This window comes from Pseudomonas gozinkensis, assembly GCF_014863585.1.
In the GTDB taxonomy this organism is placed as follows: domain Bacteria; phylum Pseudomonadota; class Gammaproteobacteria; order Pseudomonadales; family Pseudomonadaceae; genus Aquipseudomonas; species Aquipseudomonas gozinkensis.
The window spans coordinates 5,146,483-5,167,373 of the sequence record NZ_CP062253.1 but is presented as its reverse complement, the minus strand read 5'-3'; the positions used below and the strand labels follow the sequence as shown (position 1 = coordinate 5,167,373).

The 20,891-nt window shown below is 60.4% G+C and carries 13 protein-coding genes; 3 read left to right on the top strand and 10 right to left on the bottom strand.

Annotation, left to right across the window (positions count from 1 at the left end):
• Window positions 1-65: 65 nt before the first annotated feature.
• Window positions 66-1,007, bottom strand: a complete 942-nt coding sequence (locus IHQ43_RS22920) for an AraC family transcriptional regulator (RefSeq protein WP_192562216.1) — start codon at window positions 1,005-1,007, stop codon at window positions 66-68.
• A gap of 335 nt (window positions 1,008-1,342) precedes the next feature.
• On the opposite strand from IHQ43_RS22920, the gene IHQ43_RS22915 reads away from it, so the two are divergent.
• Window positions 1,343-1,696: a putative quinol monooxygenase gene (locus IHQ43_RS22915; protein WP_192562215.1), complete on the top strand. Its 354-nt coding sequence runs from the start codon at window positions 1,343-1,345 to the stop codon at window positions 1,694-1,696.
• A gap of 43 nt (window positions 1,697-1,739) precedes the next feature.
• Window positions 1,740-1,982 (top strand): hypothetical protein, encoded by a 243-nt coding sequence (locus IHQ43_RS22910; protein ID WP_007960172.1) that lies wholly within the window; start codon window positions 1,740-1,742, stop codon window positions 1,980-1,982.
• A 4-nt stretch (window positions 1,983-1,986) separates the two neighbouring features.
• On the opposite strand, the gene IHQ43_RS22905 is transcribed toward IHQ43_RS22910, so the two are convergent.
• The gene (locus IHQ43_RS22905; protein ID WP_011335689.1) at window positions 1,987-2,616 is read right to left on the bottom strand and encodes a flavin reductase family protein; all 630 of its coding nucleotides are present in this window, start codon (window positions 2,614-2,616) and stop codon (window positions 1,987-1,989) included.
• Between the two features lie 274 nt (window positions 2,617-2,890).
• Window positions 2,891-3,208, bottom strand: a complete 318-nt coding sequence (locus tag IHQ43_RS22900) for a hypothetical protein (RefSeq protein ID WP_085610837.1) — start codon at window positions 3,206-3,208, stop codon at window positions 2,891-2,893.
• A gap of 348 nt (window positions 3,209-3,556) precedes the next feature.
• Here IHQ43_RS22900 and IHQ43_RS22895 point away from each other — a divergent pair, with 348 nt between their 5' ends.
• Complete coding sequence (locus IHQ43_RS22895; RefSeq protein ID WP_127799631.1) at window positions 3,557-4,315, top strand: COG4705 family protein; 759 nt, start codon at window positions 3,557-3,559, stop codon at window positions 4,313-4,315.
• 129 nt (window positions 4,316-4,444) lie between these two features.
• On the opposite strand, the gene IHQ43_RS22890 is transcribed toward IHQ43_RS22895, so the two are convergent.
• The 7 genes from IHQ43_RS22890 to IHQ43_RS22860 all read right to left on the bottom strand — a co-directional run bounded on the left by IHQ43_RS22890 (window position 4,445) and on the right by IHQ43_RS22860 (window position 20,870).
• Window positions 4,445-5,764, bottom strand: coding sequence for an MFS transporter (locus tag IHQ43_RS22890; protein ID WP_007960177.1), 1,320 nt, complete (start codon window positions 5,762-5,764; stop codon window positions 4,445-4,447).
• Between the two features lie 312 nt (window positions 5,765-6,076).
• Window positions 6,077-7,405 (bottom strand): sigma-54-dependent transcriptional regulator, encoded by a 1,329-nt coding sequence (locus tag IHQ43_RS22885; protein WP_192562214.1) that lies wholly within the window; start codon window positions 7,403-7,405, stop codon window positions 6,077-6,079.
• On the bottom strand, window positions 7,405-9,165 hold the full coding sequence (locus IHQ43_RS22880) for an ATP-binding protein (protein WP_192562213.1): 1,761 nt from the start codon (window positions 9,163-9,165) through the stop codon (window positions 7,405-7,407). The genes IHQ43_RS22885 and IHQ43_RS22880 overlap by 1 nt, the downstream gene beginning before the upstream one ends.
• Before the next feature lie 63 nt (window positions 9,166-9,228).
• Entirely contained in the window at window positions 9,229-11,967 is a 2,739-nt protein-coding gene (locus IHQ43_RS22875; protein WP_192562212.1) for an RHS repeat domain-containing protein, read from the bottom strand.
• Complete coding sequence (locus tag IHQ43_RS22870) at window positions 11,955-14,747, bottom strand: RHS repeat-associated core domain-containing protein (RefSeq protein WP_192562211.1); 2,793 nt, start codon at window positions 14,745-14,747, stop codon at window positions 11,955-11,957. The genes IHQ43_RS22875 and IHQ43_RS22870 overlap by 13 nt, the downstream gene beginning before the upstream one ends.
• Window positions 14,744-19,195, bottom strand: coding sequence for a SpvB/TcaC N-terminal domain-containing protein (locus IHQ43_RS22865; protein WP_192562210.1), 4,452 nt, complete (start codon window positions 19,193-19,195; stop codon window positions 14,744-14,746). The genes IHQ43_RS22870 and IHQ43_RS22865 overlap by 4 nt, the downstream gene beginning before the upstream one ends.
• A 151-nt stretch (window positions 19,196-19,346) precedes the next feature.
• Window positions 19,347-20,870, bottom strand: a complete 1,524-nt coding sequence (locus IHQ43_RS22860; protein ID WP_007960181.1) for a fumarate hydratase — start codon at window positions 20,868-20,870, stop codon at window positions 19,347-19,349.
• Between the last annotated feature and the right edge of the window lie 21 nt (window positions 20,871-20,891).

Below are 20,891 nucleotides of genomic sequence, written 5' to 3'. Positions count from 1 at the left end.
GGAGCGGGCTTGGTCCGGGCGGCGATCCGACGAAGAGGCCAGTAGCCGCGACGCAATAGTCCAGATCAGACGCTCAGCCGCAACCGCGCCAGATCCCTCAACGGCGGCGCGCCAAACAACCGGCTGTACTCACGACTGAACTGCGACGGACTTTCATACCCCACCCGATACCCCGCCGCCGACGCCTCCAGCCCCTCAGCCAGCATCAAACGCCGCGCCTCTTGCAGGCGCAGCTGCTTCTGATACTGCAACGGACTCATCGCCGTCATCGCCTTGAAACGATGATGCAGGGTCGAGACGCTGAGGTTCACTTCCTTCGCCAGATCATCGATGCGCAGGGGCTGTTCGAAGTTGCCGTTGAGCCATTTGATCGCCTGGCTGATGCGATGGCTCTGGCTGTTGGCGATGGCGATTTCGTACAGCCGATGGCCCTGCGGACTGCGCAGCAGGCGATAGAGAATTTCCCGGCGGATCAGCGGCGCGAGCATGGCGATGTCTTTCGGCGCGTCGAGCAGGCGAGCCAGACGCAGCACCGCATCGAGCATGGCGCTGTCGATCTTTTCCACATACAAACCACGCCCGGTCGGCCGGGTCGGCACACCCATCGGACCGGCGTCGGCGATCAGCGCGGTGATTTCCGCCGGATCGATATCCAGGCGCACCGCGAGGATGGGATCCTCAGGCGAGACATTCACCACCCGTCCGCTCAACGGCATCGAGACCGATACCACCAGGTAATTCAGCGGGTCGTAATTGAAGAATTCGTCCGCCAGCCGCACCTCTTTGCGACCCTGGGCCATGATGCACAGCGCCGGTTGTGCGAGCACCGGGGCGAAGTCATGGGACTGGGTGTGGCGCGACATGAACAGCGAGCCGACGGCGGTGGCATAACTGCCATCTTCGGATGTATTGCGGCGAATGATGGCCGCCAGTTCCGCGCGCTGTTTTTCCATGTCGGCTTCCATGTCGGCATCGGGCGGCGCCTGAAAACGATCGAACGACGTCATGCACAGCCTCCTCGGCAAGGGATGGAATGGGTGCAGAGCATAAGTTTGTGCAAGCGCAAGCGGTAGACACATCCTGCGAAATGCTTGCCTGATCCTGCATGGCGTTGCTTGCCTGCCCAGACATGACAGGACGCATCCCGGAAAACTTGCTCGAAACCGGTATGACAGGACGGTGACAGCAATTCACGACTTGTTACAGGTCTGCAGGACAGTCTCGCAGGATTGTGCAACGCGACGACAGGAATCGACTAACGGCGAGCAGGGCCCGGCCCGTAACCTTGAATCCTGTCGCAGCCCGTCCCCGGCTGCCACGCGACTCCCTGGGAGGGTTGAACATGTCCAAGCAGATTCCCGTCAGTCATATGGCCTTCGTTCGAGCGCGCGCCGGGCGTTCGGCGGAACTCGGCATGCGCCTGAGCGCCCTGATCGAACCGTCCCGCGCCGCCCCCGGTTGCCTGAGCTTCGCCTTGCAGCATTCGCAGTGTGATCCGCAGTTGTGGCTGGTCTCCGGTTTCTGGAACAACCAGCAATCGATGACCGCCTATTTCAGCAGCCCGTCGATGGAAATCTTTGCCGAGCTGGTGCAGGAACTGGTGGTCAACAGCCTGGATTTCCACACGTTCAAGGAAGTCTCGGCCGCACAGGCCGTAGGGCAATGCACTGCGCCGATACACAAACTCGCCGGTTGAATGTTTAATGTCGGGCTCATCTGACTGAGCCAGGACCTGCGATATGGCACGTAAAGAGTTCGAACACTTCGAAGCGGTTTCCGCTGTAGTCCCCGTCGAGTTGGGCGGCAACAAGGGTTATCACGCGGCCATCGCCGTCAAGGCCCTGGTCGACGGCGGCGCACCGCGCTTTCACAAACTGCTGAACGATCAGGTTTTCCCCGGCGCCATCGCCGCCGATGAAGCCGCGATCAATGAACTGGACAAGCTCAAGGGCGTCACCGACGACGCCGAGCTGATCTGGTAAGCGCTTACTTCGTCGCCCCCGGGCGCCACATCTTGAACAACGCCTCCGGCCCCAGCTGGAAATAGTCCGCCGGCCCGCCGCCCCGCAGTATCGGTTCGGCGGCGGCGGTATCGTAGATCCCGTCCTTCAGCAGCCACTTGGCGATATGCACCGCGACCACCTCGCCGAGCACCAGCCAGCTCGGCACGGTCTCGCCGTCGGCGCGCTGCAGCTGAATGATCTGGGTGACCTTGCATTCAAAGGACACCGGGCTTTCGGCCACGCGCGGCACGGCAATGACCTTCGACGCCACCGGCGTCAGCCCCGCCAGTTCGAATTCGTTGACCTCCGGCCCGACCATGGCGCAGCTCTGGTTCATCTGCTCGGCCAGCGGGCGGGTGGCGAGGTTCCAGACGAACTCGCCGGTCTGCTCGATGTTGTTCAGGCTGTCTTTGCGACCGACGCTGGAGAACCCGATGATCGGCGGAATGTAGTTGAACGCGTTGAAAAAGCTGTAGGGCGCCAGGTTCAACCGGCCCTCGGCATCCTGCGACGAAATCCAGCCGATGGGACGCGGGCCGACGATGGCGTTGAACGGATCGTGGGGCAGGCCGTGGCCGTTGGCCGGTTCGTAGAAATGGATGTCATCGGGCATGGCGGGTGGTCCTGAAGAGGGCGGGATCAAGTGGCCAATAGTGCAAGCACACGACGCATATTTCCAGCCAGACACCGATATTCCACCCAGTGAGAACCTTGTGGGAGCTGGCTTGCCAGCGATGGCGGCCTGTCAGTCGACAATGACTTTGAATGAAAAAATGTCATCGCTGGCAAGCCAGCTCCCACAGGGTTTGGTGTGAACTCAAGTAATTGTCATCCCCCAGAAATGACTAAGCCCGGCCGAGGCCGGGCTGTGAAGGCGGTGCGGATATTCAGCTGATGGCTGCGGCAGTGCCGGTTTTATCGAAACCGTCGGCAGCGATGGCGTTGGCCGTGCCGGTCTTGTCGAAACCGTCGGCAGCGATGGCATTGGCGGTGCCGGTCTTGTCGAAGCCATCGGCAGCAACCGCTTTGCCGACATTGGTCTTGTCGAAACCGTCAGCAGCGTAGGTGCCGGTGTGGCTGGTTTCGATGGCGGCGCTGGCGCCGGAAATGAAGTCGGCGGATTTGGTTTTGTCCGAACCGTCGGCGGCGAAGGTGTTGGCAGCCAGTACGGACAGGGTCAGGGCGAGGATCAGTTTGGTTTTCATGGTTGTTCTCCAGATTCGTTATTCGTTGGCGATGTGTTTCGCATGGGTTTCATGCTACGCCAACTAAATCGATTAAAAAGCGCAAAATAATGCTAAAAACAATCGATTAACTTGATATTAAGGGCGACGCGTTCAATTCGCTTTCGTCGTCGGAGCGAGCGTCGCGCAGTTAATCGATCAGGTAGGTGCAGGATGCGGCAGGGGCATTAACCGGTGATTAATCGCCGTTTTTTGCGTGTGTGACAGATTTTTCATGGATTCCCGACCGGTTTTTCACCCGCGCAACGCCAGTCTGCCCACGGCCATAAAGCCAAAAACCGGCCGTCACACACTGGAGCGTTGCCCGCGATGAATAAACTTCCTCAAATCACCCTGGCCTTCTGGGTCATGAAAATCTGCGCGACGACCCTGGGGGAAACCGCGGGGGATTTGCTGTCGATGACCCTTAACGTCGGCTATGCCATCAGTTCGCTGATCCTGATCAGCGTGTTTGTCCTGACGCTGATCGCGCAACTGATGTCCAAGACTTACAAGCCGTTGCTGTACTGGATCGTGATCCTGTCCACCAGCACCGCCGGCACCACCATGTCGGACTTCATGGACCGCACGCTGGAACTGGGTTACGCCACCGGTTCCATGATCCTGATTGCGATCCTGCTGGCGATCTTTGCGGCATGGCGCCTGAGCGGCGACTCGCTCAACGTCACCAAGGTGCAGAGCTTTCGCGGCGAGATGTTCTACTGGATGGCGATCCTGTTTTCCAACACCCTGGGCACCGCGCTCGGCGATTACCTGGCGGACGACTCGGGCCTGGGTTTTGCCGGTGGCGCGCTGTTGATTGGCTCTGCGATTGGCGTGGTCGTGCTGCTCAAGTACTTCACGAAGATTTCGTCGGTGGCGCTGTTCTGGGTGGCGTTCGTGCTGACCCGGCCGTTTGGCGCGACCTTGGGCGACTTGATGACCAAGTCCCATGAGAAGGGCGGACTGGATTTCGGCACCATCGGTTCGTCGGCGGTGCTGGCGGGGATTCTGCTGGTGATGATTGTCGGGGCGTCGTATGCGCAGAAGCGTTATGGCAGCAAACAGGGCGTTGCCGAATTGTCCTGATACCGAGGTGACTTCAATCGCGAGCAAGCTCGCTCCCACAGGGTCAGTTGTACGCCGATCCAATGTGGGAGCGAGCTTGCTCGCGATAGGGCCAGAACAGCCACCATTGCAGTGGCTGAATAAACCCGGTCAGTCAGTGACGATGCGCGAGTGTTTCTGGGTGTCTTTCATGGTGATGTACACCAGCAGGGACACCGCGATGCACGCGGTCACGTACCAGTAGTAACCGGTTTCCATGCCGATGCTCTTGAACCACAGCGCGATGTATTCGGCGGTGCCGCCGAAGATCGACACGGTCAGTGCGTACGGCAGGCCGACGCCCAGGGCGCGAATTTCGGTCGGGAACAGTTCGGCCTTCACCACCGCGTTGATCGAGGTGTAGCCGCTGACGATGATCAGCGCCGCCATGATCAGGAAGAACGCACCCCACCAGGTCTGGATGGTGTGCAGGGTCATCAGGATCGGCACGGTGAAGATCGTCCCGAGCACGCCGAAAGCGATCAGGATCGGACGACGACCGATCTTGTCGGACAGGCCGCCGATGATCGGTTGCAGGCACATGAACAGGAACAGCGTCGCTGCGGAAATGGTGGTGGAGTCGGAGATGCTCATGCCGACGGTGTTCACCAGGTATTTCTGCATGTAGGTGGTGTAGGTGTAGAACGCCAGCGTACCGCCCATGGTCAGGCCGACCACGGTGAGCAGCTCCTTCGGATGACGGAGCAAGGTGCGCATGGCGCTTTCCTTGGACTTTTCCTTCTTGGTGAACGACTCGGTTTCCTCCATGCCGCGACGCAGGTACAGCGCCACGATTGCGCACAGCGCGCCGATGGCGAACGGAATACGCCAGCCCCACGCGTACAGCTCTTCGGTGGTCAGGAACTGTTGCAGCACGATCAGCACGCCCAGTGCGATGAGCTGGCCGGAAATCAAAGTCACGTACTGGAAGCTGGAGAAGAAGCCACGACGCTCCTTGGTCGCCATCTCCGACAGGTAAGTCGCCGAGGTGCCGTACTCGCCGCCGACCGACAGGCCTTGCAGCAGACGGGCGAACACCAGCAGGATCGGCGCGCCGACACCGATGGTTTCATAACCCGGGCTCAGGGCGATGATCAGCGAGCCGAAGCACATCAGGTAGACAGAGGCCATCAGGGCTTTTTTGCGTCCGACCTTGTCGGCGTACAGGCCCATCAGCCAGCCACCGATCGGGCGCATCAGGAAGCCCACGGCGAAGATCGCGGCGGTGTTGAGCAGTTGGGCGGTGGTGTCGCCTTTGGGGAAGAAGGCTTTGGCGAAGTACAGCGAGAAGGCGGCGTAGACGTACCAGTCATACCACTCGACCATGTTGCCGACGGAACCGCTGAAGATCGACTTGATGCGACTGGCGGTGGTTCGTTCTTTGGCCGGCACGGCAGCCGACCCCAGAGGCAGGGCGTTGGAGTTATCCATTGAAGGATCCTTCGTTTAATTGTTTTTGTGGAGCGCGTTGGAACGCAGCCTGCGAGGGCTATAGCAGGAGCTGTGCCAACGGGGGGAGGGCCGGATTAGAGGGGTTGGGGAGATGGGTTGAGCGGGATTTTGCCGATGATCCGGAATGAATGAGCGGATTTCCGCCTATCTGATCGGGGGTGTCAGAAATTTCTGATCGTTCCCACGCTCCGCGTGGGAATGCTGCCCGGGACGCTCTGCGTCCCAAAGCGGACGCAGAGCGTCCATTGAGGCATTCCCACGCGGAGCGCGGGAACGATCACGTGGGGGCGATCAGTCGGGTACGAACATTTCCCGGGTCAACCCATGCCGCTGCATCTTTTCATTAAACGTGCGACGCGGCAGTTGCAGCTCCTCAAGCACCGCTTTCACATCACCCTTGTGCCGGGTCAAAGCAGCCCGCAGACACTGCGCCTCAAACGCCTCTTGCTGCGCCGCCAGTGATTGGCCGGGATCGATAGCCTGTACGGGCTCATCCAGCCCCAACACCTGACGCTCGGCCACGTTCGCCAACTCCCGCACATTGCCCGGCCAGTCATGGCTGAGCAGGTGGCTCAACTGCGCACCACTGAGCGGCGGAAAAGTCCGGCCCAAGCGCTGGGCGGCACTTTGAGCGAAGGACTCGAACAACAACGGAATGTCTTCGCGACGATCACGCAGCGGCGGCAATCGCAGCTCCGCGACGTTCAGGCGATACGCCAGGTCTTCACGAAAACGCCCGGCCCGCGCTTCATCCAGCAGATCGGGTTTGGTCGCCGCGACGATCCGCAAGTCCACGCGAATGCTCTGGTTCGACCCCAGCCGCTCCAGCTTCTGCTCCTGCAACACCCGCAGCAGTTTCACCTGCTGGGCCAGCGGCATGCTTTCGATTTCATCGAGAAACAGCGTGCCGCCGTCGGCGTATTCCAGCTTGCCGATGCGCTTGCCGGAAGCCCCGGTGAACGCGCCGCTCTCATGCCCGAACAGCTCGGCTTCGAACAATTGCTCGGGAATCGCCGCGCAGTTCAGCGCCACGAAGGGTTTGTCGGCGCGCGGGCCGAAGTCGTGCAGGCAGCGGGCGACCAGTTCCTTGCCGCTGCCGGTTTCGCCACGGATCAGCACGTTGACCGGCAGCGTCGCCAGATCCAGCACCTGTCGGCGCAGGGTCTGCAAGCCACGGGATACCCCGAGCAACGTCGCATCCAGTCTGGTGCGGTTGTCGGCCTGTTCGTGCAGGGCGCGGTTTTCCAGCACCAGCCGACGCTTGTCCAGCGCCCGCCGCAGGCTGCCGAGCAGGGTCTCGGGGCTGAAGGGTTTTTCCAGGAAGTCGTAGGCGCCGTCGCGCATGGCTTCGACCGCCATCGGCACATCGCCGTGGCCGGTCAGCAGAATCACCGGCAGGTCGGCATCCCGACGCTGCACCTCGGCCAGCAGTTCCAGGCCACTGAGGCCGGGCATGCGTACATCACTGACAATCACCCCGGCAAAATGCGCCGGCAGCGCCGCCAGGCATTCCTCGGCGCGGCTGAACAGCTGCACCTCGAACCCGGACAGACTCAGCCATTGCTCGACGGCATTGCGAATGCTGCTTTCGTCATCGACCACCATCACCGCATTGAGCATCAGATGTGCGCCTCCAGATCGATCGGCAAGGTCAGGCTGAACACCGCGCCGTTGTCGCCATTCTCGGCGCACAGGCGTCCGCCGGATTCATGGACGATGGCGAAGGACACTGCCAGCCCCAGACCCAGCCCGTCACCCACAGGTTTAGTGGTGAAAAACGGATCGAACACCTGACCCAGATGTTCTTCGGCGATGCCGCCGCCGTTGTCTATAACGCTCAGTCGCCACAGCTGTTCGTCGGCTTCCAGACGGATTTCCAGACGCTTGCAAGGCTTGCCTTGCATGGCGTCGAGGGCATTGCGCAGCAGGTTGATCAACACCTGCTCCAGGCGGATCGCATCGCCGCGCACCCACGCCGGACGGGTCAGGTGCAGCACCAGACTGACCTGTTCATCGCGCAGACGCGCATCGAGCAATTGCAGGGCCTGATCGACCACCGTCGCCAGATCCAGCCGTTCGCGCAAGCCGCTTGGGCTCTTGCGGGCGAAGGTTTTCAGGTGGCCGGTCAGGGCCGCCATGCGCGTGAGCATGTCATCCACCGGTTTGAGCGCCTTGTAGGCGTCATCGACCCGGCCATGATCGAGCAGCAGGCGCAGGGTCGCCAGTTGCATGCGCTGGGCGGTCAGCGGCTGGTTGATTTCGTGGGCCAGCGCGGCGGACATCTGCCCCAGTGCCGCCAGTTTCGCTGATTGCACCAGGCCGTCCTGGGCGGTACGCAAATCGCGGGTGCGTTCCTCGACCAGTTGCTCAAGCTCTTCGCGGCTGCGCTGGCGCATCTTCGCCAGGCGCCAGCGCTGATTGAGGAACAGCAACAGGAATACCAGCGCCAGCCACACCCCGGCGGCGGCGAGCCCGGCATTGCGCTGGTCTTCGAAGGACAGTTGCGGGCGTCGCAACAGATGCAGGGTCCAGCCTTCGGCAGTCAGCGGCAGCGATTCCCACAGGTAATCCGCCGTGCCTTGCGGGCCTTCGACGCGGCGCAGATCACTGTTGTCGTCGAAGCTGCGCAGCGCCAGATGTGTCAGCGGCACCAGCGACTGTTTGTCGTATTGGCGGGTGGCCTTGATCTCGCGGTAATCGGCCGGGCTCAGCGGGTGCAGCAGGCGATAACGCCAGCCGGGCTGGTTGGCGATGAAGATGATCCCGCGCGCATCGCTGACCAGCAGGGTGTCACTGCCCTGGCTCCATTCGCGTTCGAGTTCGGGGAATTCGAGCTTGACCACCATCGCCCCGAGAAACTCTTCGTTGTCGCCCAATACCGCGCTGGACAGGAAGTAACCGGGAATCCCGCTGGTCACGCCGACCGCATAAAAACGCCCGGTGCCCTGGGTGCGGGTCTGACTGAAGTAGGGCCGAAAGCCGTAGTTGTGACCGACGTAACTGCTGGGCAGCCGCCAGTTACTGGCCGCCACTGCAAGACCGGTGTGATCGAGTAGTTCCAGGGTCGAGGACTGCGCGGCGCCGTTGATTTTTTCCAGCTTCAGGTTCAGCGCTGCCTGCTGCTCCGGGCTGACGGGCCCCGCCAGCGCCGCACGCAATTGCGGGTCCAGCGCCAGAACGGCGGGCAGGGCGCGGTAGCGGTCGATCAGGGTGTGCAGCGAGTTGGCGTAAAGCGCCAGTTGCTGATTGGCCCGGGCGGCGTCTTCTTCCAGCGCCTGGCGCTCGGCGTGGCGGATCGCAAGTGTCGCGGCGAGGGCGGCGCCGGCGATGATCAGCAGGGTGTACAACGACAGACGCAAGGTACGGGAAGTCGGCAGCATGCTGAGAAAACTGACGGTGAAATGGGGCTGGCACCATACCACGAGGCGCCGCTCCACTGTGTTCTACACCTTGGTAAACCTCGCCGATCTGGAGTGCAGCACCGTCCGTAGATCCCGGAGTTCTCCACGGCGCTTTTCGGTCTTCTGTCTGATGCGCTCCAGCGAGCGTCCCAGCAACTGTGTTTCTCCCGCCAGGGTCGCACGTTCGATCAATCGTTCTGAGCCGAGCAGCAGCATGTCCATCAGAGCGGTGATGTCTGAATCCAGAGCATCTATTTGTTCTTGCGCAAGGTCCTGGCCAATGGCTTTGACCTCTTTGAGAATATCTCTTGTCCCCGAAATCGCCTTTATCGCCGGTCCTGCGTACGGGACCTTGCCCCCTGCGGCCCACGCAATATCTTTGCCGGCTTCCAGCCCCTCTTTTCTCAGCAGCGCCCGGCCCTCAGTGGTCATCGGGTTGTAAGCCTTGAGAGTTTCGATATTGACGAGAGGACCGGTGTCAGCCCGGGTCATTTTCAGGAGTTTGTCACTCTTGAGTCGATCGGGTTGCAGGCTGACCGAAGTGTTGAAGCCGATTTTCTTGCCAATGGTCTTGGTCGTTGTGCCAAGGGCTTTGGACGCCAGAAAACCGAGAGTACCCATGATCACCATTCCCAATGGGCCACCAGGAATGCCGATGGCTGCACCCGCCGCCGTCAGTCCGGCCCCCATGGCAAACGATCCACCTTTTTCCGCGAGAAAAAATCCGGTTCGCTTTGCCGTGGAAATAGCGCCGCTGGCATTCCCGGTTCGATGATTGAGCACCTGCTGCTCGATATCCCGGACCCCCAGACTCACTGATTCCAGTAGCGTGAAGTGGAAGTTGGCTTGGCGCAGAAGTCGATCTCGCGTTGTATCGGGGGTCAGGCGATTCAGTGCCTCCCACTTGCCGTTGCCTGTCAGGTCAACGTAGCGCTGTGGATTGTTCTCCACAAACGCGTACAGATTCGGTCCGTCCACAGGACCTTCCGGATCGGCGCTGATCCAGCGCCCCAGCCACGGTGCGTAGTAGCGGGCTCCGTAGTAGTACAGGCTGGTGACGTCCATCTCCCTGCCGGAATAACGCAGGGTTTTGTAAGCGACCTCGATGGCGGAACGCTTGGCATAGAAAGCCGTGCCGCCGAACGGCAGATAGCCTTCCTCGCTGATCAACTGTGCCTGTGCCCCCAGCTCCTTGACCGCCGAACCCAGGTGGTCGGTCAGGGTAAATCGCAGCTGATCGGGGCCGATGTTGTCCGGATCTTTCTCCCAATGCAGGCAGCGCGCGCCGTCGGGGCCGATGTCGAGTGTGATGACGTGCAGTTCTTCGCCATTGTCTTTGGTGCGGATCTCCAGTCCCGGCAGATAGCGCACTTCGTGGAAGTGACTGAGTTTTGTGGTGTGGGTCTCGTGGCGTTTGTAGACCCGTTCGCCCTGGCTGTAACGGTAGTATTCTTCGTCGTTGGCGCTGCTGCCGTTGCGGTCGAGCAGGGTGACTTTTTCCAGTTCTCCGCGAGGGTTCCACTGCATCGGCTGGCCGGGTTGCAGGGCCAGCAGATTGCCGGCCGGGTCGAACAGCCCGGCGAAGTCAGGTGGCGGGTCACCGGGTTTCCAGCGCACGCCACGGTTGCTGGCGGGGTCGATGCACATCTCGAAGCTGTGGTTGGCGCCGTCGCGCTCGTGGGTGGTCTTGATGAGATTGTTACCGGGGTCGTATTCGTAGGTTTCGATGTAATTGCGCCGGTCGTCGGGATCGGTCGGTTGTGGTCGGCCCGGGTTGTCCTTCGGCGGAGCATCGCTGTAACCGGTGGCGCGGATCAGTCGGTAGAGCGAGTCGTAGCTGAATTCGCGATGGCCATCGACCTGCTGGTTACGAAAGAACGTCCGCGTGTAGGCATGATCGAGAATGCGGGTGATGTTGCCCATCCGGTCGTATGCATACTCGAAATCCTGAAGTGTCTCCCCCGAGGCTTTCTTCGCGCAGTGGCGATGCAGGCGGCCATCGGCGGACCGGTAGAGCCAGCGGCTGAGCACTTCATTGCCGGTCTGTTGCTCGATGATCTGTCCGGCGGGGTTGTACCGGGCACCGATCAACACGGGTTGCCAGTTGGACTGGCCGTTGATCTGGAGCCGTGTGTGTATGAGTTGCCCGGCAACGTCATACGTCGATTGTTGCTTGTGACTGGCAGCGTCGATCGTCTCCAGCACCGTGCCCAGTGGGCTGAAAGTGCGACGGCTGACATACGCTTTGCCATCGTGAAAGGTGCGGGTCTCGTGCAGTGCCGGGCCGGTCAGCGCGTAGCCGTGCAGCTTCAGCGAGCCCGATGAATCCTCCAGCTCGATCATCTGTCCGCGCAGGTTGTGACCGGGATCCTGGGTGGCATCGGCGTAGGTCATCTTTTCTACGCCGGGCATCGCGTTCACGTCGAGCCTCACCGCCCGCAATTGACTATCGAAGGTTGTGCGCCAGTGATTGCCCCGCGCATCCCAGCGTTGCAGTTCTTCCCCGGCAAGTCCTGGCAGGATCAGGCTCGTGTCGGCGTCGACGCTGACGATCTTGAGAGGCTGATCACTTAACCCGAATACATTCACGAAGTTGGCTACGGACAGACGCGGATCCCGCTGCTCGACCCAGCGTCCGGCAGTGTCGTGATGCAGGCGGGTGATGAGCGTTTCCACCGGGGCGTCGGCGATAGCGCGCAGATAGGCGACCTGGCGAACAGGCAGGCCTCGCCCGTCATTTGCGATGAGCGAGGGGGTGTGCCTGTGAATCAAGCTACCCAACCTCGGACCTTGGACCACAAGTTGCGTGCTCGGGAAAAACTTATGTCCGGATGAGCTTGTGACCTCAGGAAACGACTATCCGTTGTGTTCATTTCCCTGTAGGCCCTGATGCCTCTGAGCCCATGGGCGATGTCTGCCTGGGTGGCACGGGTTTCTTCACGCAGGCTGGCCAGGCTGATAGCCGGTTGCAATCGCCCCGTAGCCGGGATGACGTCAACGCCCAATCGGCTGAATGCATCTTCGTAGGCCGCAGCGTGTTCAGCGACAGCCGTTTGCCATTCCTGATACATGGTTTCTATTTTTTGGAGTTTGACCGGATCCAGGCCGACCCCGATGTCGTACGTTTCAATGGCTCGGGCAAACATGTTGAGCGCACCGGGGATGATCGATATCCACGACGCCATGATCCTGTTCATCACGAATTCAGGATTGAGTAACGAATCGAGGGCCGGGTTCAGGCGCTGGTCTTTGACGTCTTGCCAGTTATTGATTGCTTTGTGCGGGGGACCAACGCCCAACGAGCGATTGATACGGTCGACAGACATTGTCGATGTTTGCGGAATCAGCGGGCCGAGCGTGACCCCGAGTCTTTCTGCGACGGTGTTGACTATCGTGTCGGCCATTGCACCGGTCACGTCGCCGGCAATATTGCCTCCGATCAGCCCTCCAGATCCCAGGTAAGGTACCCCCGGTACACTGGGCAGGATGCCATCGACGAATCCGGCAGCCTGGACCCCGGCTTCATATCCAAGGACGCCTTTTCCTGTCTCGGCAACCAGATTGGCCAACAGATCTCGTGTCCGATATTTTCTTTGAATCACGTTATTCATGACCTGATTGGTCTGGCTTGCAAAGCCACCCACGGTGGAAATGAAATCCGACGCGAGCCGGATTTGTGCTTCCTGTTTACTGCCGCCTGTTACATCCACATAGCGCAACGGATTGTTGCTGACGTAGGCATACCGGTTTGGCCCATCCACATCCCCCGCCGGATCGGCACTGATCCAGCGACACAGCCACGGCGCGTAATATCGTGCCCCATAGTCACTAAGTCCGGAGATATCCGTCTCTTGGCCCGAGTGGCGGATGAACTTGTAATCCACCTCGATCTGCGAGCGTGCCGCCAGCGTGGCGGTACCGCCGTAGGGGGAAAAGGTCTCCTCGCTGATCAACTGCGCTGAACCATCCAGCTCCATCACAGTCGAGCCCAAATGGTCTGCCAGGGAGTAACGCAATTGATTGTTCTCGATCTCTACCGGCCTTTTGTTTACCCAGTGCAGGCAAGTGACCTGTACGACGCCGGTGGCAACGGTGATGAGGTGCAGACGTTCGCCGTTGTCCTTGCTGCGAATCTGCAGGTTCTGCAAGTAGCGAACATCGACAAAGTGGCTGACGGCCCCGCTGTGGGTTTCCAGCCGTTTGTGTACGCGCACGCCCTGGCTGTATCGATATTGCTCGGCATCAGGGGGGCCGCCAGCGTGTTCGACCAACGTCACCGATTGCACTTGATTGCGGTTGTTCCACTGGATCGGCTGGCCACGCTGCAGGGCCAGGAGGTTACCGGCAGCATCGAACTCGACGTTGAAGTCTGGGGTCGGATTGCCCTTTTTCCATCGCACTGCACGATTGCTGTGCGGGTCGACGAACATCTCGTAATGGTAGGTGTTGCCGTCGCGAACATGGGTCAGACAGGTCAGATTCCCGTTGTCGTCCATTTCATAGGTCTGGACGAAATTGCATCGGTCGTTGGGATCGGTCGGCTGTGGTCGGCCCGGGTTGTCCTTGGGTGGCGCGTCGTCGTGGCCGGTGGCTCGGGTCAGGCGCGACAGGGAGTCATATTCGAACTTGCGAACGCCGTCGACCCGCTGATTGCGAAAGTAGGTCGGCCGGTAGGTGAGGTCATGTATGCCGATAATGTTGCCCATCGGATCGTCTTCATATTCGTCATCCTTCAGCACCGTTCCCGAAGCTTTGTGCGCAGACTGTCGGCGTAGCCGTCCGTTGGCTTTGTCGTAAACCCAACTGCTGGTGACGTCGTTTGCGCTTTGTTGCTCGATGACTTTTCCTTCGGCGTTGTATCGCATGCCCTTCAATATTGGCTGCCAGGCTTCCCCGTTGATTTGCAGGTGCGCCAGGATGAGCTGTCCGGCCACGTCGTAAATCCATTGTTGCTGGTGCCCACCCGCATCGGTGCTCTCGAGCATCGCACCGAGCGGGCTGAAGACTTGCTGGCTGGTGTACGTCTGGGCGTCTGTGAAGGTGCGGGTTTCACTCAGTGGCTGGCCGGTCAGCGCGTAGCTTTTGAATTCGACCGAGCCCGATGCATCCGTCAGCCTGGTCAGTTGCCCACGCAGGTTGTAATCGGGGGCGGCCGAGCCGCCGGCGTAGGTGAACGTCTCGATGTCGGGTGTACCGTTCTCTGCAACGGCTATCGGGCGCATCTGATTGTCGTACGTGATGTGTCGGTGATTGCCGTTTGCGTTCCAGGTCTTTCGGGATTCCCCGGTCAGTCCCGGCAGTGTGACATTCACGCCGGCATCGACATTGGCCGTTTTGAGCGGCTGGCCGTTCAGTGCAAACACGGTCTGGGTACTGGGTATGGCCAGGCGCGGGTCGAATTGCGCCACCGGGCGTCCGGCAACGTCATGCTGTTGGCGAGTAACCAGCGCCTGCACGGCACCGCCCGCGACCTTGCGCAAGTAATCGACCGTTCGGATGGCATCGCCACGCGGGCCGCTGACGGCCAGCGACGGTGTTTGCCAATGCACGCTGGCATTCATGACTTGACCTTCTTCGCCGGTCTGGCGGGCTGTCTGGCAGGCCGGGTCGGTGGCGTGTCGTCGGTGTCGTTGAAGTCGTAGCTGAGCCTGAACCACGCGTGCAGGATGTCGAACGCCAGATGCCCGAGCGCGTTGATCGTCTGAACTGGTCGCCCCAAGGCATCGTAGAACTTCTGGTCGTGGTAACCGTGCTTGCGCATGGCGCTGTCGTTGATGCAGCGATGGGTATCGAGGAAATAGTCCCGGTAGACCCGGATGGTCTCGCCCTTGTGGTTGTATTCGACACGACCTTGAACTCGCCAGCGCGGATCGGCCGGTCTTTCGATCGGCTTGCCGTCGACATCCGTTTCGAGGTCGTCTTCGGGCGTGGCGACAAAGGCATCGCCCGGCGGGACGAGCTGTTTGCTTTGCAACGGGCGGCCGAAGCCGTCGACGTAAGCGATGATCATCTGAACCTGTTGCAGCAGGTCGGTGTGGTAGCGATCGGCAACCAGGCTGAGACTGTGCACCGGTTGCCGCGGGGCCGTGCGGATAATCCTGAGCAGGGTCTGTTCGCTGGCCGTGCGTTTTTTTCGCGGGTTCAGCCAGCGCAGGGCCGAGGCGCGGATGTGGCCGTCGGGCAGGATCAGCCCCTGGGCGATCCATTCCTTTCTTTTGCGCGGCAGCGTTCTGGGCGGGAGCAATGGCATCCAGCTGCGCAGCTCGGTGCGCACCACGCTGGCGGTGTGTGCAAGCACTTGTTCTGGATTGGCGAGGGCGTACTCGACGCTCAGGTCCGGCTGGCTGGGGTACAGGGCCAGCGGTTCGAAACCGGCCGGCTGCCCGTTTTCGGTGCCATAAGAACTGAGCGCGCAGGGCTGGCCGCCAGGTTCGTAGAGAACTTCCTGGATGTTGCCGTTGGCGTCCTCGACTCTCAGTGGCTGGAGCGTGTGGAGGTCATGGGTGACCGTCGTCGTGCAGCCATCTGGCAGGGTGATGGCAATGACCAACAGGTGGTTTGCATCCCAGGTGAGGTGCGTTACGCCATGGCTGGCGGTCTGTTGCACATCGGTGACGTGGTAGAAACCGTTGGCATTGGCGTAGGTGAAAAAACCGCTTTCGGCCGACCACAGGTTTTTCAGTGCATCTTCAATCGGATCGGGTGGCAGGAACAGATCCATCGACTGGTAGCCGATGCTGGCCAGCTCGTCACGAATGACAATCGGGACATCGTCGTACGCCGCCAACGCTTTTTTGTCGAACACAGCCTGCTTTGTCGGCCCCGCCAACGGTGGGTACAGGATCTTGTCGTCGGTGTCCTTCAGATACGTGTTTTGCGAGAGTGATATCAGTTCGCGCTGGGTAGTCCATTCGGTACTGGCTTGATAAAGGCTGAGTTTTTCGAAACTGATGTCTTTCGCGAGCAGCCCGCCCGGCAGTGCGCCTTTGGGCAACGTGAACGCATTGCTGCGTTGGCGCCAGGGCAAGCCGAGCAGCCAATGGCCGTCCGTGATCAGGTGAATGAATTCGGCAAGGAATTCCGTCAGATAAAAACGCTGCTGTTGTTCGTCGTGGCTGTCCTTCCAGGCTCGCACTTGATCGTCTCGATCGTAGGGCGGTTCATCGTCCGCGGTAAGGCGGCGTGCGCAGGCAGTCGTGAAACTGTGAATCAGACAGCCGTACTCATCCCACGCCAGATTGACCGTGTGCTGACACTGTGGGTCATTCATGTGGCGTTCGTATTGATGGCTGCGGTTTTCCAGTTCAAGCACCAGCAGGCTGGAGGTGGTTTTGTTGACCACCCGAACCTGGTGGCGAAATTCGTTCAGGGTGAACAGGCGCGCCGGGGCGTGGTCGTCCGCTTGGTATACCTCGGTGCGAAGTAGCTGACCGGCAAGGGCATAGGCGATTTCGGAGTCGTTGGCATTGCGCCGCTTGTGAGGTCGTTCTTTACGGTGTTTTGCATCGAACTCTGTCACAAGCGTGCGCCCCAGTGGCGTGATTTGATTGTCGAGTTCGTTGATATCCTTCAAGACGAGATCGATGCTTCTGCCGGTATGAAACCACCGTGTCATGAGCATCGGCGCCGTTTGGCCGCTTTTGGCTTTGCCGGGTTCCATTTCGCTGTCGATCTGACAGATCCGGCCGAAGCCGCGATGCTCACGTTCGATACCGTCGAAGTAACCCTCGAAATACTGATAGAGCTGCATCAGGTAATTGCCGGTAATTTCATCATCCTGACGCAACCATTCGAGCACCATCTGCGGGAAAGGCAGGTGACAGACCGGGCGCCTGCCTGCCATCAGCTCCTTATGTTTTTCATCCAGCCAGTACTGCGCGCTGCTGCGATAACTCAGCGTGGCGCTGTAGCCCATATTGTTATTGCAATGGGTAAGCAGGTATGGCCGCGCGCTGAAGAAGTTATAGACAAAGTGCTGCGGTTTCATGTGTGGCACGGTCAGCAGCAGGCTGGCGCAGCCAATGCCTTGCAGGTCGGCGAAGGTCACTTGACAGTGATTGTCGTATCGCACGCCTTTGGGCCATGGCACACATAACGGCGTCGGTGCCAGACCATTGCCCCCGTGGTTGAACCAGATCTCGAAGTAATCAGAGGACAGGTAAATGAAGGCCGGTGCGCCGGAGCCGTCCAGGTCAGCGATACGCACCCGGTCGGCATCGAACTCGCCATGGTTGAACGGCAAGTCGCTCAGCATGAAACCCTCTGTAAACCGACCATGACCCAGGCTGATCCAGCAGCGGATTTCATCGTGGCGGATCCGGCACAGTTCCATGCCACTGGCGCCCATGCCGCTGAACGACACCAATTCGCTACGGTCGTCACCGAACAGCGGCAATCTGTCCGGTGTATGGGGCACATCCTGGCCGGGAGCAAAGCCTTTTTCCCGCAAGTTGGCATACACCCGCACGCTGTTCGGGCCGATCAGGGCCACGGAGTCCAGGCCGTCACCGCTCAGGTCCCCCAGTCGAGCCAACTGATGGAAGAACTCCACGGGAAACTGTTTGAACGGTTTGAACGTCGACCAGTTGCCATCCGGATCGAGCGTGTAATAACCGCTGCCATCGGGTTTTGCCACGATCCAGTCCAGACGCCCGTCGCCTGTGAGGTCGGTAAGCATCTGTACCACCGGTTTGCTGCTGTCGGCGTTCGGGATCAGTGGCAGCAAGGTCCAGGGACCATAGATGATTTCGTCCGTGTCGGGCGTGCCGCGCATGGGCTCTCGGTAATACCAGGCGTTGTCGTACTGACAGAGGATACCGGGCAGGCCCTCGCCAAAGAGATCGACAAAGTAATAGAGCTGACTGTCGTTCAGGCCGGGCATGTGATCGAGAGGCAAGAAAGCCCGGGGCTGAGTGTTCAGCACCAAATCCTGATAGTCGTACTCAAGCGGCGGCGAGTGTTTGACGCCGCCCGAAGCGTCATAACTCATGTAGTGCGCCGCTTTCATCTGGCTGTAAGACTGTGCCGTGGTGCCGTACTCCAGCAAAAGTCGATTGACCAGCACCTTCTCGGTTCCGACGTTGTTGTACAGCAAGAATTGTTTGCAAAGGCGTCGGGTGCCTACCTGGAAACCCGAGCGATGATCACGAAACGGGTCGCTGCGCAGCAGCCATTTGTTTTCGTCCGGGGCCAGATAGGGGGGAACAGCCTCGCGCCGGGTGACGCGTTCCCCGTAGTCGACGATCAGTCGGAACAGCCATTCCAGCCGTTCGGGTTGAGCATGATCAAGGCAATACAGATCAGTACTGGCGGTCTTGTTGCAATAACAGACCTGACGCAGATAACGCTGCGCCCGGTAATCAAAACGTGCGTCGGCGACGTTGTCATCGGCCTTGTACTCGTAAAAGATGTTTTCGCCCGCAGGGTTCCTGATTTCCACCAATAGCCACACGGCAATGTGGGTCGGGTTTGCCGGGTCGTAGATGCATGAGTCCGGGCTATTGCCGTAGCAATGTTGCGAGCCGTCGGCGCGCAATACGATCCAGAAAGGGTTGCCGACGGCAGGTGTCCAGAGTTCGTAGCGGTCGAACGTGCTTTCGAGACGAGGGATGTAGCGCACGACCGAAAACTTTTTGGCTCGCCGGCCTTTGCCCCGTGTACGCCGGGTGACCTTGATCTTGCCGCGGGTCGTCTGTTCCGGCCGCAAGTCAGTGTTACCGGCCTGCATGACATCGGCGTTTGTGTATTTGGGGACACCCTGGCTGGTCTTGCGCGAGATCGCGCCCGTATGGAAATCCCAGCCGAGGCCACATTTGCCGTTGCCCGAATTGGCGGCGTAGACCAGATTCAACTCGGGATTGAGCGTGCGTGCGTTCAGAAACGGCACCGGCAATGAATAAGACGGTTGGCCGGTTCCACCCATTTCCCCCCAGGTGCGACCACCCGTGGCAATGGACGCGGTCTTGGCGATGGACGGAGGGGTGACGAGCGCATCTGCATCAGGAACCATGGCAACGCAACCTGTGAACGCCGAGGTTCCACGCTAGCAGAGGGCATTGGGCGCGACACCTGTCAGATCTGACAGGTGCCGACTGGCGGCAGGCGAAAAAAAACCGGGCGGTCATTGCTGACCGCCCGGTTTTTACAGGCAGATGAAGCGCTTACTGCACTTCTACTGCCAGGCTTTCGCTGATCTTCTGTTGCCAGATCGCAGGACCGGTGATGTGCACCGATTCACCTTTGCTGTCCACCGCGACGGTGACCGGCATGTCCTTGACCTCGAACTCGTAGATCGCTTCCATGCCCAGTTCGGCAAACGCCAGGACCTTGGATTTCTTGATCGCTTGCGCCACCAGGTAAGCGGCACCGCCGACGGCCATCAGGTACACGGCCTTGTTGTCCTTGATCGCGTCGATGGCGGTAGGGCCGCGCTCGGACTTGCCGATCATGCCCAACAGGCCGGTCTGCTCAAGGATCTGACGGGTGAACTTGTCCATCCGCGTGGCGGTGGTCGGGCCAGCCGGGCCAACCACTTCGTCACCAACCGGATCAACCGGGCCGACGTAGTAGATGAAGCGGCCTTTCAGATCAACCGGCAGGGTTTCGCCCTTGTTCAGCATCTCGACCATGCGCTTGTGCGCGGCGTCGCGACCGGTGAGCATCTTGCCGTTGAGCAGGACGGTTTCGCCCGGCTTCCAGCTCTGCACGTCTTCCGGAGTCAGGGTATCGAGGTTGACGCGACGGGCCGACGGGCCGGCTTCCCAGACGATTTCCGGGTAGGCGTCCAGCGGTGGCGCTTCCAGCGAGGCCGGGCCGGAACCGTCGAGCACGAAGTGTGCGTGACGGGTAGCGGCGCAGTTCGGGATCATGCACACCGGCAAGGATGCGGCGTGGGTCGGGTAGTCCATGATCTTCACGTCGAGCACGGTGGTCAGGCCACCGAGGCCCTGGGCGCCGATGCCCAGCTGGTTGACCTTCTCGAACAGTTCCAGACGCATTTCTTCGATGCGGTTCTGCGGGCCACGGGCCTTGAGCTCGTGAATGTCGATGGATTCCATCAACACTTCTTTTGCCATGACGGCGGCTTTCTCGGCGGTGCCGCCGATGCCGATGCCCAGCATGCCCGGTGGGCACCAGCCGGCGCCCATGGTCGGAACGGTCTTCAGCACCCAGTCGACGATCGAGTCGGACGGGTTGAGCATGGCCATTTTCGACTTGTTCTCGGAACCGCCGCCCTTGGCCGCCACGTCCACTTCCACGGTGTTGCCCGGAACGATGGAGTAGTGGATGACCGCCGGGGTGTTGTCCTTGGTGTTTTTACGAGCGCCCGCCGGGTCGGCCAGGATGGAAGCACGCAGGACGTTTTCCGGCAGGTTGTAGGCGCGGCGCACGCCTTCGTTGATCATGTCGTCCAGGCTCATGGTCGCGCCATCCCAACGCACGTCCATGCCCACACGCACGAACACGGTCACGATGCCGGTGTCCTGGCAGATCGGCCGGTGGCCGGTGGCGCACATGCGCGAGTTGATCAGAATCTGCGCCATCGAGTCACGGGCCGCTGGCGATTCTTCGCGCAGGTAGGCTTCGTGCATCGCCTGGATGAAGTCCACGGGGTGGTAGTAGGAAATGAACTGCAGGGCGTCGGCAACGCTCTGAATCAGGTCGTCTTGCTTGATCACTGTCATGAGTCGCGCTCCTCTAAAAGA

Excerpts from the sequence above, each read along its gene's own strand:
- IHQ43_RS22920 (WP_192562216.1), bottom strand. The coding sequence starts at position 1,007 with ATGACGTCGTTCGATCGTTTTCAGGCGCCGCCCGATGCCGACATGGAA.
- IHQ43_RS22915 (WP_192562215.1), top strand. The coding sequence starts at position 1,343 with ATGTCCAAGCAGATTCCCGTCAGTCATATGGCCTTCGTTCGAGCGCGC.
- IHQ43_RS22910 (WP_007960172.1), top strand. The coding sequence starts at position 1,740 with ATGGCACGTAAAGAGTTCGAACACTTCGAAGCGGTTTCCGCTGTAGTC.
- IHQ43_RS22905 (WP_011335689.1), bottom strand. The coding sequence starts at position 2,616 with ATGCCCGATGACATCCATTTCTACGAACCGGCCAACGGCCACGGCCTG.
- IHQ43_RS22900 (WP_085610837.1), bottom strand. The coding sequence starts at position 3,208 with ATGAAAACCAAACTGATCCTCGCCCTGACCCTGTCCGTACTGGCTGCC.
- IHQ43_RS22895 (WP_127799631.1), top strand. The coding sequence starts at position 3,557 with ATGAATAAACTTCCTCAAATCACCCTGGCCTTCTGGGTCATGAAAATC.
- IHQ43_RS22890 (WP_007960177.1), bottom strand. The coding sequence starts at position 5,764 with ATGGATAACTCCAACGCCCTGCCTCTGGGGTCGGCTGCCGTGCCGGCC.
- IHQ43_RS22885 (WP_192562214.1), bottom strand. The coding sequence starts at position 7,405 with ATGCTCAATGCGGTGATGGTGGTCGATGACGAAAGCAGCATTCGCAAT.
- IHQ43_RS22880 (WP_192562213.1), bottom strand. The coding sequence starts at position 9,165 with ATGCTGCCGACTTCCCGTACCTTGCGTCTGTCGTTGTACACCCTGCTG.
- IHQ43_RS22870 (WP_192562211.1), bottom strand. The coding sequence starts at position 14,747 with ATGAATGCCAGCGTGCATTGGCAAACACCGTCGCTGGCCGTCAGCGGC.
- IHQ43_RS22865 (WP_192562210.1), bottom strand. The coding sequence starts at position 19,195 with ATGGTTCCTGATGCAGATGCGCTCGTCACCCCTCCGTCCATCGCCAAG.
- IHQ43_RS22860 (WP_007960181.1), bottom strand. The coding sequence starts at position 20,870 with ATGACAGTGATCAAGCAAGACGACCTGATTCAGAGCGTTGCCGACGCC.